12 protein-coding genes are annotated in these 16404 nt (G+C 65.6%); 8 read left to right on the top strand and 4 right to left on the bottom strand.

Annotated elements, in window-relative coordinates; genetic code table 11:
- Positions 1 to 110: 110 nt before the first annotated feature.
- Complete coding sequence (locus ACIPYT_RS14425; RefSeq protein ID WP_401075590.1) at positions 111 to 1781, bottom strand: PucR family transcriptional regulator; 1671 nt, start codon at positions 1779 to 1781, stop codon at positions 111 to 113.
- A 116-nt stretch (positions 1782 to 1897) separates the two neighbouring features.
- On the opposite strand from ACIPYT_RS14425, the gene ACIPYT_RS14420 reads away from it, so the two are divergent.
- The 7 genes from ACIPYT_RS14420 (at position 1898) to ACIPYT_RS14390 (ending at position 11453) form a co-directional block, all read left to right on the top strand.
- Positions 1898 to 3466, top strand: a complete 1569-nt coding sequence (locus tag ACIPYT_RS14420; protein ID WP_401075587.1) for a serine hydrolase domain-containing protein — start codon at positions 1898 to 1900, stop codon at positions 3464 to 3466.
- 55 nt (positions 3467 to 3521) lie between these two features.
- Complete coding sequence (locus ACIPYT_RS14415; RefSeq protein WP_401075683.1) at positions 3522 to 4586, top strand: ABC transporter permease; 1065 nt, start codon at positions 3522 to 3524, stop codon at positions 4584 to 4586.
- 1 nt (position 4587) lies between these two features.
- On the top strand, positions 4588 to 6603 hold the full coding sequence (locus ACIPYT_RS14410) for a dipeptide/oligopeptide/nickel ABC transporter permease/ATP-binding protein (RefSeq protein ID WP_401075584.1): 2016 nt from the start codon (positions 4588 to 4590) through the stop codon (positions 6601 to 6603).
- Positions 6600 to 7376 (top strand): ABC transporter ATP-binding protein, encoded by a 777-nt coding sequence (locus ACIPYT_RS14405; RefSeq protein WP_401075581.1) that lies wholly within the window; start codon positions 6600 to 6602, stop codon positions 7374 to 7376. Before ACIPYT_RS14410 ends, ACIPYT_RS14405 begins: the two co-directional genes overlap by 4 nt.
- Positions 7373 to 8404: a dipeptidase gene (locus ACIPYT_RS14400; RefSeq protein WP_401075579.1), complete on the top strand. Its 1032-nt coding sequence runs from the start codon at positions 7373 to 7375 to the stop codon at positions 8402 to 8404. The genes ACIPYT_RS14405 and ACIPYT_RS14400 overlap by 4 nt, the downstream gene beginning before the upstream one ends.
- Positions 8401 to 9768 (top strand): serine hydrolase domain-containing protein, encoded by a 1368-nt coding sequence (locus tag ACIPYT_RS14395; protein ID WP_401075576.1) that lies wholly within the window; start codon positions 8401 to 8403, stop codon positions 9766 to 9768. Before ACIPYT_RS14400 ends, ACIPYT_RS14395 begins: the two co-directional genes overlap by 4 nt.
- A gap of 110 nt (positions 9769 to 9878) precedes the next feature.
- On the top strand, positions 9879 to 11453 hold the full coding sequence (locus ACIPYT_RS14390; protein ID WP_401075574.1) for an ABC transporter substrate-binding protein: 1575 nt from the start codon (positions 9879 to 9881) through the stop codon (positions 11451 to 11453).
- A 105-nt stretch (positions 11454 to 11558) separates the two neighbouring features.
- Here the strand turns inward: ACIPYT_RS14390 and ACIPYT_RS14385 are convergent, their stop codons facing one another.
- The 3 genes from ACIPYT_RS14385 to ACIPYT_RS14375 all read right to left on the bottom strand — a co-directional run bounded on the left by ACIPYT_RS14385 (position 11559) and on the right by ACIPYT_RS14375 (position 15363).
- The gene (locus ACIPYT_RS14385; RefSeq protein WP_401075571.1) at positions 11559 to 12785 is read right to left on the bottom strand and encodes a hypothetical protein; all 1227 of its coding nucleotides are present in this window, start codon (positions 12783 to 12785) and stop codon (positions 11559 to 11561) included.
- A gap of 1187 nt (positions 12786 to 13972) precedes the next feature.
- The gene (locus tag ACIPYT_RS14380) at positions 13973 to 14356 is read right to left on the bottom strand and encodes a hypothetical protein (protein ID WP_401075568.1); all 384 of its coding nucleotides are present in this window, start codon (positions 14354 to 14356) and stop codon (positions 13973 to 13975) included.
- Positions 14353 to 15363, bottom strand: a complete 1011-nt coding sequence (locus tag ACIPYT_RS14375) for a metallophosphoesterase (protein WP_401075565.1) — start codon at positions 15361 to 15363, stop codon at positions 14353 to 14355. The genes ACIPYT_RS14380 and ACIPYT_RS14375 overlap by 4 nt, the downstream gene beginning before the upstream one ends.
- Positions 15364 to 15980: 617 nt before the next feature.
- Between ACIPYT_RS14375 and ACIPYT_RS14370 the strand changes: the two genes are divergently transcribed.
- The gene (locus ACIPYT_RS14370; RefSeq protein WP_401075562.1) at positions 15981 to 16262 is read left to right on the top strand and encodes a helix-turn-helix domain-containing protein; all 282 of its coding nucleotides are present in this window, start codon (positions 15981 to 15983) and stop codon (positions 16260 to 16262) included.
- Positions 16263 to 16404: the final 142 nt, after the last annotated feature.

The raw sequence follows: 16404 nt of genomic DNA, 5'->3' as shown, positions 1-16404 counted from the left end.
CTACGCACAGTAGATCGGCCGCCGGCGGCGGTGTTGGTGCGCCGATCCGAGACTTCAGGCTTACCTTGGAGCTCTAGATGAAGCTCAGACTCGTCCGAGCCGCGAACGAGTCAGCGGGCGCGACCTCGAAGGGCCTGTGGTGCCCAGACGCGAAGTTGGATCATGGCGGCGAACCGCTGCGATGCGCTGGTGAGGTCGATCTCGCCGATCTCGGAGACACGCTTCAGTCGATAGCGAAACGTGTTCGGATGAGTGAAGACCGATGCGGCGGACGCCGGGATCTCACCGAAGTTCTCCAGCCAGGCATCGAGCGTCTCGACCAGGCGGGAGCCGTGCGCAGCGTCGTACGCGGCGAGCTTTCCGATGGATCCGGACGGCAGTTCTCCCCGTGTCGCGACGAGGTCCGACAGCTCCAGCATCAGCGCATCGATCTGCGCGTCGCGCAGGCGCGTGATCGACCGTGGGTCCCGGCGGGAGCGCAGCACGCGCAGCGCACGCTCCGCCTGCTGACGCGAGTTCTCGAGCCCGGCGGCGTCGGTGGCGACGGCACCCAGACCGGCGGTGAGCCGGTACGGGGAGCTGACTCGCTCCATGAACCCCGTGACGACACGGAGCGCCGACTCGTCGGCGTCGATGTCGGCGCTCGGGACGAGAACGATGCCGAAGCAGAGGTCGCCGATCATCGCGGCCACCGAACGCGGCGAGACCGCCGACAGATGCATGGCAAGCGCCTCGCTCACGCGCTCCCGCCCCGAGACCAGGCGAGCGGCGGCGCCTGGGGCCCTGTCGTCTTCGTCGACCTGGAGCTCGATCGCGACCACCACGGCCGGCCTTCCGGCCAGGCCGAGGCGCTCGATCGACTCGGCAGCCTCGGCGCGTCCGGTCAGCGCCGCGCCGACGAGATCCGCACGCAAGCGCCTCTCCACGTGTCCACCGGCGCGCATCCGCAGCATCTCCAGGGCGACGAGTTTGGCCGCATCTTTCAGGTCACGGGTGCGGGTCTCGTCTAGATCGTTTCTGACGGCCACCCAGATGGAGCCGAGGATCTCCTCGCTCGCGCGCACAGCGATCGCGACACGGGAGAGCGCCGTGTCCTCCGGGTCATCAGGATCCGCCGGCACGAAAACGGGCTGATCGCTGCGGTAGAGGGCGCGGAAGACGCCCTCCTCCTCATACCGCCGGGTGAAACGAGGCGGCACCTGCCGGTCGAGGATCGACTCGACGCGCGCGGCGTCGGCCTCATCTTGTCTGCCGGAGAACGCCAACACGCGTGAGTTGCGGTCCTCGATCGTGACGGGGGCGTCGAGGAGAGCCGTGAGCGCGTTGGCCAGGGAGAAGAGGTCGCGTTCGGAACCAGAGGAACCCGGGGTCGAGACTTCCTGCAGAGCGCCGTCCGCAGTCAGGGTGCGCAGCATCGCTGCGAGCTGATTCCAGGACACGCCTACGTTGAGGCCGAGCAGAGCTATTCCGGACCGACGGATTGCGTCGACGACTTGCGGTCCCGAGCGTGCTGCGCCTTTCACCACGATTGCGGCGGCACCTGCGTCGGCGGCGCGCGCGGCAAAGTCCTGGAGCTGCTCATCGCCGCGAACGCCGACACCGAGCACCAGGGCGCCCGCGCGGACGACGAGCTCCTCCTCAGGGTCATGGATCACTATGTCGCTGACCATCGGCTCCATGTCGATTGCCGGCACGACGAGATCGATGAGGGTCGAGCCCAGATCTTCGACGATGCGCGACAGGCTCGCCCGAGACGAGCGCGGACCAGTAGAGGCGTTCATCGCGCCTCCTTTCTCACGGTGAGGCCGACTCCAACATGCGTATCCATCATGCCCGCCGAAGGCCCTCAGCAGGTTGTATCCAGATACCAAAGCATGCCCTGATCCTGTATTCACGAATGAAGATCAATCCCGTCATCGTTGTTAGCGTGACGGAGACGGCAGGAGAGGAAGCTATGGATAGAAGAATCCAGCCGAGTGCGGCGGCGATCGCGCGCGTCAGGCGGATACCGGATGCCACGTCGCACCCCTTCCCATCTCTCTCCTTTGCCCTGTTCGACCGCTCCGGGATCCTCTTCCACGAGGGGCGGGGCGAGTTCCAACTTGACGGGCGAGCGCCGACGCGCGACACGATCTACCGGATCTGCTCTCTGTCCAAGAGCTTCTGCGCCGCAGTGATCCTGGTGCTGCGGGAACAGGGCAGGCTGTCGTTGGACGATCCCGTGAGCCTTTACGTGCCGGAGTTCCCGGACTACATCGACTCGCACGGTGTAATGGTGCCGATCACGGTACGGATGCTGATGACCAACTCCTCGGGCCTGCCGGAGGACAACGCATGGGCGGATTACAGCCTTGGGATCGCCAGGGAGGCACTCACCAGCCTGCTGCACGCCGGACTCGGGTACGCCGATGTTCCGGATGTCGGGTTCCAGTACTCGAACCTGGGGTTCGCGATCCTGGGCAGACTGGTGGAGAACATCACTGGTCAGCGGTTCGAGCATGTCGCGACAGAGCAACTCCTTAAGCCGCTTGGCCTGTCGTCCACGCACTACGACGTCGCCGAGTACCCAGAACAGGGGGAAGGCGGAGCGGGGATCGCGCACGGCTTCGTCACCTTCGACGAAGGAGAAACCTGGCAGGAGAAGCCGTTCGTGGAGACCGGTGCGTTTGCCTGCCTCGGAAGCATGTACAGCACGCCGACCGACATCGCGCGGTGGAGCGCGTGGCTTTCCGCCCCGTTCGACGAGGGCTATGGGGACGATGCGATCCTGTCGAGAGCCTCGAGGCGTCTGATGCAGCGGATCGCCACGACCGTTCAGGAGAGCGAACGCTCGGCACAACCCGAGCTTGACAACGTCGGATACGGTCTCGGGCTCTTCGTCGACGAGGATCATCGGTTCGGGGGGTTCGCCTATCACGCGGGCGGCCTCCCCGGCTTCACCTCCCATATGCGCTGGCACTGCGCGTCGGGCCTCGGCGTCGTCATGTTCGCGAACACCAACAGCGTTTCGCTGACGAGATGGTCTGCTCAGATCCTGAGGACGGTGCTGGACGACCGGGCTCTCGCGGCTCGACGGATCGCCCTCTGGCCGGAGACTTTCGCCGCCGCGGAGGAGATCGATGTGAGCATCCGGGGTGATGGTGACTTCGGAACGAAGTCCCTGTTCGCTCCGAATGTCCTCATCGACGTGCCGGCGGATGTGCGTGCCAGACGTCTGCGCGCCGTGATCGCGGAGGTGGGTGGACTCGTCCTCGATCCCCCGCCGCTGGCGCGACGTCTCCGGTGGACGGAGTCTTCCGCGCAGCTCTGCTGGTCCGTGCTAGGCGAGTCGGGTGATCTCGACTGCCGCATCGAGATCACCCCAGTCTTCCCCCGACGCGTCCAGCGACTTGAGATCACGGTCGCGAAGACGGAGGAGCGTGCGATCGTGGGTCGCTCCTACACGCCCGTCGTGGTCGATCATTGAGTACCCGGAGCGGAGTTCGTATCCGCGTACGAGGGCACCTCCGCTCTCTGTTCACATGTACGGTCACCCACCGCGGAGAGTGGTTCATCATGAAAGACGAAGTCCTACCGGACGATTGGAGTTGAGGATGACATCTACGGCGACCAGCGAGGTGACAGTCCAGAGATGGACGCCGCCGCTGTGGATGGGCTTCCTCGCCCGAAGAGGGACGCGCTTCCTCGTCTCGCTGTGGGTTCTGGTCACCGCATCCTTCCTGATGATCCATCTTGTCCCGGGCGACCCAGTGAGGATCGCATTGGGTCGTTCCGCCCCCATCGAGACGGTCGAGGCCCGTCGTCAGGCCCTCGGACTCGATCAGCCTCTTCTCACCCAGTACTTCGGCTACCTCCGCGGCGTCATCACCGGTGACTTCGGGACCTCGATCATCACGGGACTGCCGGTCTCGGATGTGATCGCCGTCCGTCTCCCCGCAACCATGGAGCTCGCCCTCTTCGCGTTCGCGCTCATCATCGTGATCACGGTTCCCCTGGGCACTATCTTCGCCGTGCTAACCCGCGGTGACCGCCATCCGCGTACAGAGGTCGGTTTCGCGGCGGCATCGATTGCGGTCGCCGCGCTACCGACCTTCCTCACCGCGACGGTGCTTATCACCGTCTTCGCTGTGGGCCTGAACTGGCTACCAGCCGCGGGTCGCGACGGCCTTCCCTCGTTGGTCCTTCCCGTCGTCGCGCTTTCAATCGGCCCGATCGCCGTGCTCACCCGCATCCTCCGCGTCGACATGCTCGGGGTACTCGAACGCGACTTCATCCGCACAGCGCGCGCCAAGCGGCTCCCATGGCTGCGCATCTACCTCGTGCACGCCCTGCCCAACGCCTGCACGGCGACGCTGACCGTCGCAGGTCTCCTCTTCTCGGGGATGATCGCCGGCACGGTAATCGTCGAGAACGTGTTCGCCTGGCCGGGGCTCGGCTCCACCATCGTCTCCGCGATCCAGCAGAAGGACTTCCCGCTCGTCCAGATGATCGTGCTCGTACTCGGAGCCCTGATCCTGCTCACCAACCTGATCGTGGATCTGATCCTCGCTCTGATCAACCCGCGCTCACTGATCAGGGGGCAGTGACATGAAAGACATCGACATGAAGCCCAGCGACCCGCAGTACCGCACCGGGACTCTCAAGCAAGTCGTCGGCGCCACGAAGTTCCAGACGTCGGCGCCGAGATCCCAGCCGAAGTGGATCGCGCTGATGCGTACCCCCCTCGGCGCTATCTCCGTGACGATGCTCACGGTGCTGATGCTCGTCTCCGTTCTCGCACCCTGGCTGCTCGGAGACATCGCCTCCGCGCAGGATGTCGCCTCCGCTCAGCAGGGACCTTCCCTGGAGCATCTCTTCGGCACGGACGCCCTCGGTCGCGACATCTTCGCGCGCACCCTGGTCTCCACCGGCTTCACGCTTGTGCTTGCCGTGGCGGCGACTCTCGGCGGCGTAGCGCTTGGCTTCCTCCTCGGGATCGCCCCGCTGTTCCTCCCGCGGCCAGTGGGGCGCCTGGTGATGGCGCTGGTCGACATCGTCGTCGCATTCCCGGGCCTGCTTCTCTCGCTGTTCTTCGCGACGATCTTCGGCGTCGGGATGACCGGCGCCCTCCTGGCTGTGGCGATCGGAATTGCGCCCGGTTTCTCGCGCCTCACCTACACCTCCGCGACCGCGGTGGCAGGACTCGACTTCGTCGCAGCCGCCCGCGTCTCGGAGGTCAGGCGCACCCGCATCTTGTTCCGCCACCTGCTGCCGAATATCGGCGACACACTCGCCATCAACGCGACCATGCTCGCCGGCGAGGCGCTGCTTGCCTTCGCCTCGCTGTCCTTCCTCGGCATTGGCGTGCAGGCGCCGCAGTACGACTGGGGACGGATCTTCAACGAGGGGCTGGCGCTGCTGTATGTGAACCCGCTGGCCGTGCTCGGCCCGGGAATCGCGATCCTCTTCGGCGGACTCGCATTCAATCTCCTCGGCGAGGCGGTGGCACAGGTGATCGGAGTGCGCACCCGCTGGGGCTCCTCGCGCCGGCGGGAGAAGCTGCTTGAGGGCGCTCCGCATGCGACGCCGGAAACTCAGGCCGCCACCGACGTGCTGCGGGTGAAAGACCTGCGGGTCGCTCTGCCGCATGCGGACGGCTGGCTGTGGCCCGTGCGCGGTGTCGGCTTCTCGATTTCGGCCGGACAGTCCGTAGGCCTAGTCGGAGAGTCGGGGTCCGGGAAGAGCATGACGGCCATGGCGATCTCGCAGCTGATCGAACGGCCGACACGCGTGCTCGTCGACGAGCACGTCTTCCTCGGCACGTCGCTGCCCGACAGCGCTCAAAGTGACAAGCGCGCACTGCTGGGGACCCGGCTCGCGGTGGTGTTCCAGGATCCGATGACCTCCTTCAACCCCTCTCAGCGCATCGGTACCCAGCTCGCCGAGGTGTCTCGACAGCACGGCGGCCTCTTCCGACGTGCCGCCTGGCGCCGCGCCGTCGATCGCCTCGACGCCGTGCACATCACAGACCCCGAGAAACGCGCGAGCCAGTACCCGCACGAGTTCTCCGGAGGGATGCGCCAGCGCGCCATGATCGCGATGGGCCTCATGGGCGAGCCCTCGATGATCGTGGCGGACGAGCCGACCACTGCTCTCGATGTAACCGTGCAGCGGAAGGTCCTCGATCTTCTCGACGAGGCGAAGTCGTCCCGGTATGCCGCGCTGCTGCTCATATCGCACGACATCGACCTCGTCGCACGGCATTGCGACCGCGTGATGGTCATGTATGCCGGACGCGTCGTCGAGTCCCTCCCAGCAGAGAGCCTCGCGGCCCGCTCGCGGCATCCATACACGCGCGCCCTTCAGGCGTCGGTGCCGACCTTCGGCACCGACCGCGCTAAGCCGCTCGCCGTGATCCCCGGGCGCCCGCCGCGATTGACTGAGATCGGCGCCGGCTGCGCATTCGCTGCCCGATGCCTGAACGCCACTGCCGAATGCTTCGAGCTCGATCCCGCGCTCGAGCCGATCGAAGAGGGGCACGCCGTGGCCTGCTGGAACCCCGTCGACCTTCCGGAAGCTCCCCCGGCAGAGCCTTCCGTCGTGAATGCCGGTGAAAAGCGATGAGCGCCCTCGTCTTCGACAGCGTCAGCATCCGATACGGCACTGCTGGCTCAGCGGCGACGATCGTCCGCTCATCCTCGCTGGAAGTCCCGTATGGCCGAATCGTGGGACTGGTTGGAGAGTCGGGGTCGGGCAAGTCCACCCTCGCCAAGGCCGCAGTGCGGCTAGTCGAACCGTTCGAAGGTCGGGTGACACTAGGCGGGCACGACATCCGCAGCCTTCCGCGCGGATCTCGCCCCATCCACATGGTGTTCCAGGATCCTTTCTCCTCCCTCAACCCCCGCATGAGCGTCGGCGAGTCGATCGCCGAGGCCATCCGTCCAGGACGGTTTAATCGTGCGGGCCGTGGTCGAGAGGTGGAGCGGCTGCTGGAATTGGTGCAACTCGACCCGCGGCTCGCCCACGTGCTCCCGCACGAGATGTCCGGCGGCCAACGCCAACGAGTGGCCCTCGCCAGGGCGCTCGCTGCCGAGCCGAAGGTGGTGGTCGCCGACGAGATGACCTCTGCCCTCGACGTCTCGGTGCAGGGTGCGATGCTCAACCTCATCAAGGCGCTCCGTTCTGCACTCGACTTGGGGGTGCTCTTCATCTCCCATGACCTCGCAGTCGTGCGCTACGTGTGCGATGAGGTTGCGGTGATGCAAGGCGGAGTGATCGTCGAGCGGGGCCCTGTCGAGCAGGTCATCGACGACCCGCAGCATCCGTACACCCGCGCGCTGCTTGCGGCAGCCGGGCATGAATCCGAAGTCGTCAATAGGAGAGGACCCCAGGAATGATCAAGGATGCCGCACGCACCCTGCACGAGCGAAGCCTCGTCGCCGATGCGCACAACGACCTCCTGCTGAGCGTCTGCGGGCGCCCGGTCACGCAGTGGCCGGGATACTTCGCGGACCGCTGGCTGCCGCAGCTGCACGACGGCGGCGTGAACTTGCAGGTGCTGCCTGTCTGGGTAGAGACGCGCCATCAGCCCGAGTCTGCGCTGCGGTACACCCTAAGGATGATCGAGTGCGCGCACCGCATCTGCGAGGCCAACCCCGAGACCACGACGCTGTGTCTCGACGGCGCAGACATCCGCGGTGCCCTCGAATCCGATCGGATCGCGATGATTCTCGCGCTGGAGAGCGCTCCCGGCATCGACCACGACGTCGAGCTGTTCGAGACGATGCACCGACTTGGTGTGCGCATCGCCTCCATTGCACACACCGGACGCAGCGCGCTTGCGGACGGCAGCGAGGAGGACGCGACCGGCAGCCGGCTGACGTCCTCCGGCATCGAGGCCGTGCACGAGATGAACCGGCTCGGCATGATCTTCGACATCAGCCACCTCGGCGTCGGCGGGGTGGAGCATGTGCTCGAGCTCACAGACAGGCCGGTGATCGCGACGCATTCCGGAGCGCGCGCGGAGTTCGACCACCACCGCAACCTCAGCGACGCGCAGCTGCGCGCGGTACGCGACAATGGCGGCATCGTCTGCGCCAACTTCTACGCCGGATTCCTCGACGACACCGAACACACGTTGGACCGGCTGATAGACCACGTGGAGCACCTCGTCGAGGTCGTCGGCATCGGACAGGTCGGGATCGGACCAGACTTCATCTCGGAGGTGCTCCACGACACCGTGCCTCCGTGCTGCGAGGACGACCTGGCAAACGACGTCTACATCCCCGGTCTTGAGGGTCCGCGCGGTCTCCCGCTGTTCACCGAGGGACTGCTGGCCCGGGGATGGGTGACGGACGACGTTGCGGCCGTGCTCGGACGCAACCTGTCCGACTTCCTGCAGCGCGAACTCGGAGCACGCGCATGACCAGCGATGAGCGGTACGACGGCGACCTGGCGGCGCAGATCGCTCGATACGAGATCCCTGGGGCGTCGATCGCGGTCTTTCGCGGCTCCGATCTCGCCGTGGACGCGGCCGGAGTACTCGACGCCGAGAGCGCCGCGCCCGTGCACCCCGACTCGATCTTCGAGATCGGGTCCGTGACGAAGGTGTGGACCGCGACGCTGATTCTGCAGCTCGCCGACGAGGGGATCCTCGACCTCGACGCCCCGGTCCGCGGCGTGCTGCCGGATTTCCGGATCGCCGATGCGGATGCAGCAGCGCGCGTCACTCCGCGTCACCTCCTCACGCACTCTGGAGGCTTCGAGGGCGACGTATTCGCCGACACTGGTGAGGGCGAGGAAAGCCTCGAACTGTTCCTGGCGGAACTCGCCGACGCACCCCAGTACTTCTCGCCGGGAGAGATGTTCTCCTACAGCAACGCCGGCTTCTGCGTCCTCGGGCGCATCGTCGAGGTGTTGACCGGCGGATCCTACGATCAGGCCCTAGCCGACCGAGTGATCAGCCCGCTTGGCCTGACCGACGCTCATCCGCAATATGCGGCGGCGTTGGCATCCCGGACGGCAAAAGGGCACCGCTACGGCGACGACGGCCTATGGACCCCGACCTCCGACCGGTTGCCCCGCTCCTGGGCGCCAGCGGGAACCCGGCTCGCGATGACGGCCGCGGATCTGGCCCGCTTCGGCGTCGCGCACATCCGCGCGCATGTCTCCGGGAGCCCTTTAGGAAATGCGCTCCTTGCCGCGTCGAGTCTCGACGGCATGCAGACGAAGCAGCCCGTGGCCGTGCCTGATCTAGCCGGACAATGGCCTGAGTTCCGCGGCCTTGGCTGGGAGATTGACGACTTCGACGGAACGATCGTGCTGGGTCACGACGGCGACACGATCGGTCAGCACGCGTTCCTGCGCGTGATCCCGTCGCTCGACCTCGCTGTGGTCGCGCTCACAAACGGCGGCAACGCGCATGCCTGGTTTACCGAGTTCTTCGAGAATGTCCTGGTGCGAGAGACCGGCGGGCGGATCGCAAGATCGTCCGGCGCGGGGAGGACACCCGCCCCGGCGCCCGCGGACCTCGTCGGCAGCTACGCCGGCGTCTCGGTGCGCTGGACCGTGTCCGCACGGCCGGAGGGCGGCCTAACCCTCCTCCGGGAGCCGCAGGGGTTCGTCGCGGCCTTCCAGGAGCCGTCGGTCGCGGAACTGGTTCACGTCGCCGGGCGCACGTTCGTCACCGTTGACGATGACCCGGTCGCGTACTCATTCCTCGGGGACAGCGGTCCCGCCATCTACCTGCACAGCGGGCGCGCCTACCCGCGCATCGCTGTCCACGCCTGAGCTCAGGCATCGAAAGCGCCCCAACCCGATCCACCATCCGAACCGACCTTGAACTAAGAGAACCTCTCGCCCGAGAGAGAACGGAGCACATCGTGAGAAGAACGACTGCTGTGGTAGCCATCGGCTGTCTTGCCGTAGTCCTGGCAGGCTGTGCAGGCGCCGGCGGTGCCGGAGGCGGCGACGATGCCGCCCTCGTGGACGGCCAGACCTTCACCGTGGTCATCCCAGATGACCCGGGAACCCTCGATCCGGCCTTGTCGCTGTCGTCTGATTCGCGGCAGATGAGCCGCTTTCTCTACGACACCCTCACGCTAGCCGCCACCGACGGCTCGGCGGAACCCAACCTGGCCGAGACGTGGGAGGCGACGACCACCGAAGCCGAGTTCACGCTGCGCAAGGGCATCACCTGCAGCGACGGAACCGAGCTCACCGCTGAGACGGTCGCCGCGAACATCAACTTCATCGCCGACCCGGAAAACGGGTCTCCACTGCTCGGAATCGACGTGCAGCCAGGAACGGTGGCCATCGCAGACAACGCCGCGGGCACGGTGTCGGTGCAGAGCGGAGCCCCTGACCCGTTCCTGCTTCGCGGCCTCAGCAACGTGCGCATCGTCTGCCAGGCCGGCCTGGATGACCGGTCGCTGCTCCGTGCCGGATCCGCGGGCACGGGACTCTTCACTCTGACGAAGGCGGCGGCAAACGACCGTTACACGCTCACCCGACGTGACGGCTACGAATGGGCTCCCGGAGACGGCGAGTTCGACACGAAGGGCCTGCCCGAGACCGTCGTCTTCCGCGTCGTCGACAGCGAGAGCACGAGCGCTAACCTCCTGCTCTCCGGCGAGGTGAACGCGGCTCGCATTACAGGCACCGACACCGCGCGGCTCCAGGCGGCGAATCTTCGCGAGGTGGCGTACGCCTCCGCGATCGGACAGCTCTGGTTCAACGAGGCTGCGGGGCACCCGACCAGCGATGAGCAGGTGCGCAAGGCGCTGCTCGCCGCGTTGGACCTCGAGGACCTCCGCACCGTGCTCACCGACGGCAAAGGTACCCAGCCCGAGCGCTTCAGCGCGACGGAGCCTTCCGTGTGCCAGGGCGATCTCATCGATGGCATCTTCCCGAAGTTCGACGCGAAGGTCGCGGCCACGCAGCTCGACGAGGCCGGCTGGAAGGCCGCAGACGGAGGCATCCGCGAGAAGGACGGCACTCCGCTCTCCATCAAGGTTCTCTATCCGGCCGCGGAAGGTGCGCGGATGGTGGCGAGCATGGAGTTCGTCCAGACAGCGTGGACTGCGGTCGGCGTCGACGTCGAGTTGGTCGCAGCGAATGACGCCCTGATCGGCCAGGCACTGGACGAGACAGGTGATTTTGACGTGCACTTCGTGAACACCGGTCTGCAGTTGCCTAGTCAGCTCGTTCCGTTCGTGTCGGGCGACGGCCCAGGCGCGGGCCTCAACGCCGGACTCATCGATAACCTCGACTACCTCGCCCATGTCGAGGCGGCCACGCAGCTTCCCGGCGCAGAGGGTTGCGAGGAGTGGAATGCTGCGGAGACCGCCTTGTACGAACGGGCGGACCTGGTGCCCTTCGCGAACCAGCAGCGCATCTGGTTCTCCAAGAATGCGTCGTTCGAACTGCGGGAGGGTACGATCTCGCCCACCACGGTCCGGATGCGAGCGAACTGATTCAAACCCGGGGCCGCGGTGGACTGAACTGCCGCGGCCCCCGCTGGTCGGTAACGCATGCCCCGCATGATGAGCCCTCGCTTAGTGCGCCGCCCGTCTCGGGAATCAGTACACCAACCGCGCAGGCACTGTCGGCGCCCCCGCAGCTCCCCGCCCGTGCTCGAGCGACTTGGTCCCCTCAACGTCGCCGACAACGTCGAAGCCCGCAGACTTGACGACCATGTCGGAGAGAACTGGACGCTCAGCGACGTGACGCACGGCATGTGGCACGCCTCGCACCCCAGAAGCATTCCCGAGGACTGCGGTCATCTTCTCCGGCCTGTCCGGGGCGAACGGCACCGACCCGGCGTCCAGATAATATGCCCACTCCCAGACGTTCGTTGCGTTCGAATCACCCAAGTAGCCGGGTCCGGTCGGTCGTTCGACGGGGAGCCTGCGGAGGTCGACTGACGCACTATCCCCGCTGGGAAACAGGTCCGTCCAGCTCGCTACCGCGACGCGAGCGGCGGTCGGGTCGCGGTGCGTCCCGGGGTACGCGCGCACGGCCCTTTGGATGTCCTGCTTCACCTTTCGAAGAACCTCGCGCGGTGCCTGAGACGCAAGTTCTCGGCGGGGCGCGACGACGAAGAGAACGCACAGCCCGGTGCGCGCCAGAGAGCGTCGGTGCAGGATACGGACGAGCTTCTCGACTTTGTCATAGAACCACCGACCGTGCGCGGAAGCGGTGACTTCGACAGCAATGCGCAGGCCATCGGTACGGACAAGGGTGAGGTCAGACCCACCCTTGGCACCAGTCGTCGGAACGGGGTCACCTACACCTGCATATGCGAGCATCGCCATGGTGCTGAGCTTCTCGCCGAGCACCGTTCCGACGTTTCCGAACTCCGCCATGCGAAGCCCGAGTTCGGTCGACAAGATGTTGTGGCGGGCGAACTGTCGGTCGGCGTCGAACCTCGTCCCAGCGGTGGTGGAAACCCACTCGACGTACGACATCTGTGCTTCGAGATCCCGAAGCACCCTGCCAGGTTTCGCAGGTCGAACGAGGCACCCGTCTCTAGTCCGCTCACCGGGAAGGAACATCGCTCCCATCTGGCACAGTTCGACGAGGCCGGCGTTCCACATCGCAGAGAGGAGCGACCGCTCCCCAGATGCGAACTTTCGAATGTCGACGAGCGCTTCCAGCTGCTCGACACTCATCGTTCTCCACTGGTCGAGTGCCGCGATAACGCGGTACACCCGCTCGCGGTTGCGGGACGAGAGCACTCGTTCGCGGGCGTCCTCCTCCGGCATCCGCAACCACGACGGCGGAGTGACGAACTCAGCTGTTGCCATCGCGCGCACGTCAGCGGCGGAATACCAGTCGCCGGTAGATCCGGTCCGCCACATGCTCGACCAGAACGGGTCGGCGCGCAGCGCTGCCCGACGCGGATGCAGCGGCGTACGGGAGGGGAGGTGGGCGAGTGGGGTTGTTAGCATCATCGCGAGTACCTCGACGTAGAAAGAACGAACCTGGGCGCCCACGCCGCCTTGTCGAAGCGGCCTTCGTCACCTGCAACCGGGCGGAATGCGGAGCGCATCATGACCGAGCCGTCCAGGGCCGAGTTGAAGTCTGCCGTCGTGCGCGGACCGCTGAGGTGTGTATCCATGAGCTCCCATTCAGTGATGTCGTAGCGGAGTAAACGGGAGGGTCTTCGGCCCGTCTATCCCTCTATGCGCGGCGTTCAGAAGCGTGATCGTGAAACCGAAGAATGACTGTCGCAGATCCACGCATTATGCCCACGCCGGGTCAGTTCGTTCCCTTCGTCAGCTCACCTCCCAGGACCCGGTTCTCGTTCGCTGGTAAAACGTGCGAATGAATCGGGTTGCACATCCTGCCTCTTCATGTGTCCTGCTCACGCCCCTCGTGCGCGGCGGGGCAGGCAGTTCGAGACCGTGTTGATCAGTCGAGCCGACATCATCGTGCAACGCGGTGCCGAGTAAAGGGGGACGAAGCGCACTGATTCGTGCCTCGTGACTGAACGCTGTTTTCACTGTCATCCGGCCGCCGGTATTTCTTCACAACCCCATGCGTCCCGGCGCTTCATGTGCACGTCGCGTTGCGCCTCGACGCTCGAGTCGAAGAACACCGTCTGCACGATGCCATCGAGGCTGAATCGCGAACCGCACCGACCCAGCCGAACATCGCGCGTCACCCCGCACCTCTCCGTCACATACAGTCGGGGGCGACGCGATTGAGCGACCGACCGACGACCAACCGAACGACACGGTCGAGCGAAGCGAGCACCGAGACGTGAGGGCAGGGCGGAGGGAGGGAGCTCTCTTATTATGTGCCCGCGAGTCTGTTCGTCCGCAGCCTGTTCCTGCATGCGGACCGAACCGCTGTCGCGCTCGGGCGCGCTGTCGCTCGCGTGGGCTGGCGCCGCGATGCTCCAGTTTGACTCCGATCTCGGAATGCCGGACTCAGTTTCTCAATGCCACGACGGCAGCTGACTCTATTGAGAGTCCGGGGAGATAGGCCGCTATGAACTCCATGCCCAAGCGACGTGCCGGGCGTCACGCATTGCTTCTTCCAGGCGCCCGTTGTAGAGGTACTCGATGTTGCGAGGAGGATCCGCATCGGGCAGCTCGACGTTCAACCACTGAGTCCAGGTCCAGGGGCTAGTGGTCCCCGTCTGCAAGATGAGGAGCACCTCGTTCAATCCTGCGACCACGGTCCCGTTGTGGATCTGGAACGACGGGAAGAGCACGGTGCCTTCCTCGGTGCGCAGCATGAGAAGACGCATATGCTCACCGGCTTCGACGACATCAGCCTCGCTCCAACGGAGAGTGCGCGCCATGCTCGCCACCGTGTAGCAAGGGCCTACGATCCTCGCCCACGGGTTCGGCTGCTCGTCTTCCGTCATGGCGTGCCTTCCGCGCCTTTCTCAGGGAGGCGCGTGTGCCGTCGAACAACGTCTTCGGTGAGCTCGTCGAGGGTGCGTCGACCGTCGACATAGTCCTGTGCGTCATGCAGTGCTTCCGGCGACGGGGCCAGCCCGTCCACGGCCATCGAGTCCATCGATTTCACCACGCTCACCGCACGCCTCTCACGCTCGACGCGCTCGTCCTCCCATTGCTCTGCGTAGCCACGGATGATGCTGAGGTGCGGAACGGTCATCCGCAGCGTATTCATGTCGAGGAAGCCGATGTTCCCATTCTGCCCGTCCCGCCCGAGGCTCGCGACGCGGCGACCATCCTCTGTTCTACCTCCTGCCGCGACATGCATGTGGCCGTGCGCGAGAAGCTCGGGGCGCACGGCGTCCCACACTGCGGTGATCCGAGCGCGGGATGCCGCGGACGCCTCGAGCGCCTCAGCCGGCCACCCGTGAGGATTGGTGCGCAGGATCTCTCGAACCGGATGGACAGGTGTGCCTGCAGGACCTTCGTGAGTGAGCATGAGATCCGAAGGCCCGCCCGCGATGGCCTCGGCCACGTGGTGGTCAGTGACGGCTTCCTCCGGGAACCAAGTCGAGCCCTCGATCCGCGACTGCCGGTCGATGGAAGCGGCTCCGCCGAGCGACAGGACACGACGGCCACCGATGGTCATCCGCATCGGTCGAGGGAGTAGCCAGATGATCTCTGAGACGCGGATCGCCTCGCCCGGATACTGATTCTGCAACTTGGTGACCTTGTCCCACGGTTCGTGGTTGCCGAGGGTGACGTAGATGCGCTCGATGCTCGTCTCGGAGAAGGCCTCGTCAGTCTCGGTCGGTGGCATCTGCCAGTCACCGAGATGCAGCACCGTGCGCACGTCGGGCGCGAGGAATGGGAGCGCTCGAGACAGCATCCGCGCCCAGCCCAGGTTTCTGTGCCAGTCACCGCACACTGCCACGCGCTGGTCCGGTAGCTCGATGTGATCGACGTGCTCCACGACTCTCATTGGTCACAGCTCATAATCGGAACCTGAGTCTCTGCGCCGCGAGTGCCTTTCGGGTTGTCGCGCGATCTCCTGTCGCCGTCTGCTTCGCGAGCTCGGGCACGCGCCTTCGAGCGCTCGTGGAACCGTCGGGCTGTCCTGAGGCTGTGTGCTACCCCTGGTTCCCAGGTGATCCACCCGCTGCGTCGCCACTGGATGGCCACATGGCGACGGAACTGCTTCCGAACCTGAACGCGCGATTTGGAGTTCACGCCCTCTGGCCACTCTGGATAGAGGTCACCCGCGTCGAACAGCTCGCGGAACACTTGGGAGAACGACGGTCCCCGTCCGGTCGCCTTGACGACTCTGGCGACGTAGATCGCTGCCCGGCGCCCGTACAGGTCGGCCTGCCTCTTGTCGGTCAGTTCTTCGAACCTCCGGCTCCACGCCTCCGGAGGCGGGGGAGCGGACGCGATCCACCAGGGGGGAGTGGAATGTGACACAGGCAAATCTCCTCAGGGGATCATCTCGCGGGCGAGCGCTGTTGACGCGATGCGCCCTTGAGTGCGGTGTCGACGATTATGCCACATAGAAAAGGTCATGGATCAGTGCCTTCTCGCAAGGCTTGTTCAGTGAGCAGGCGATCATCTTCCACCGACGACTGGGCGGAGTTCGCCAAAGGGATGGGTATCCGGCTTCATCGGTTCCGGATCGACCGGGGCCTTTCTCAGGAATCGGTCGCCTACCGCGCAGGTCTGACCCGCTACACCTATCAGCGCTATGAGCGAGGCGTGTCCCAGTCTGGTCAGGCGGCCAATCCCTCCCTGCGCAGTCTGATCGCGCTCTCGCAGGTCCTTGAGATTCGGCTCGATGAACTCCTGCCGTCGGATCTCCCCGACGTGACCACGCGATAGAGCAACCAGGTCGCTGGATGAGGCTGAAGCACCCTTGACGGCCAACCTGATCGGAGCAGCGCGCTCGACTGCTGACCACGTCGCCATCTGGTGGGAGCGCGGTCGACGTCCGACCTTTCGGGGCCTCTGGTACGGATGCATG

The organism is Microbacterium sp. NPDC089695 (assembly GCF_044749085.1).
GTDB lineage: Bacteria > Actinomycetota > Actinomycetes > Actinomycetales > Microbacteriaceae > Microbacterium.
The sequence above is the reverse complement of the archived record's forward strand: the minus strand, read 5'-3'. Positions and strand labels throughout refer to the sequence as shown.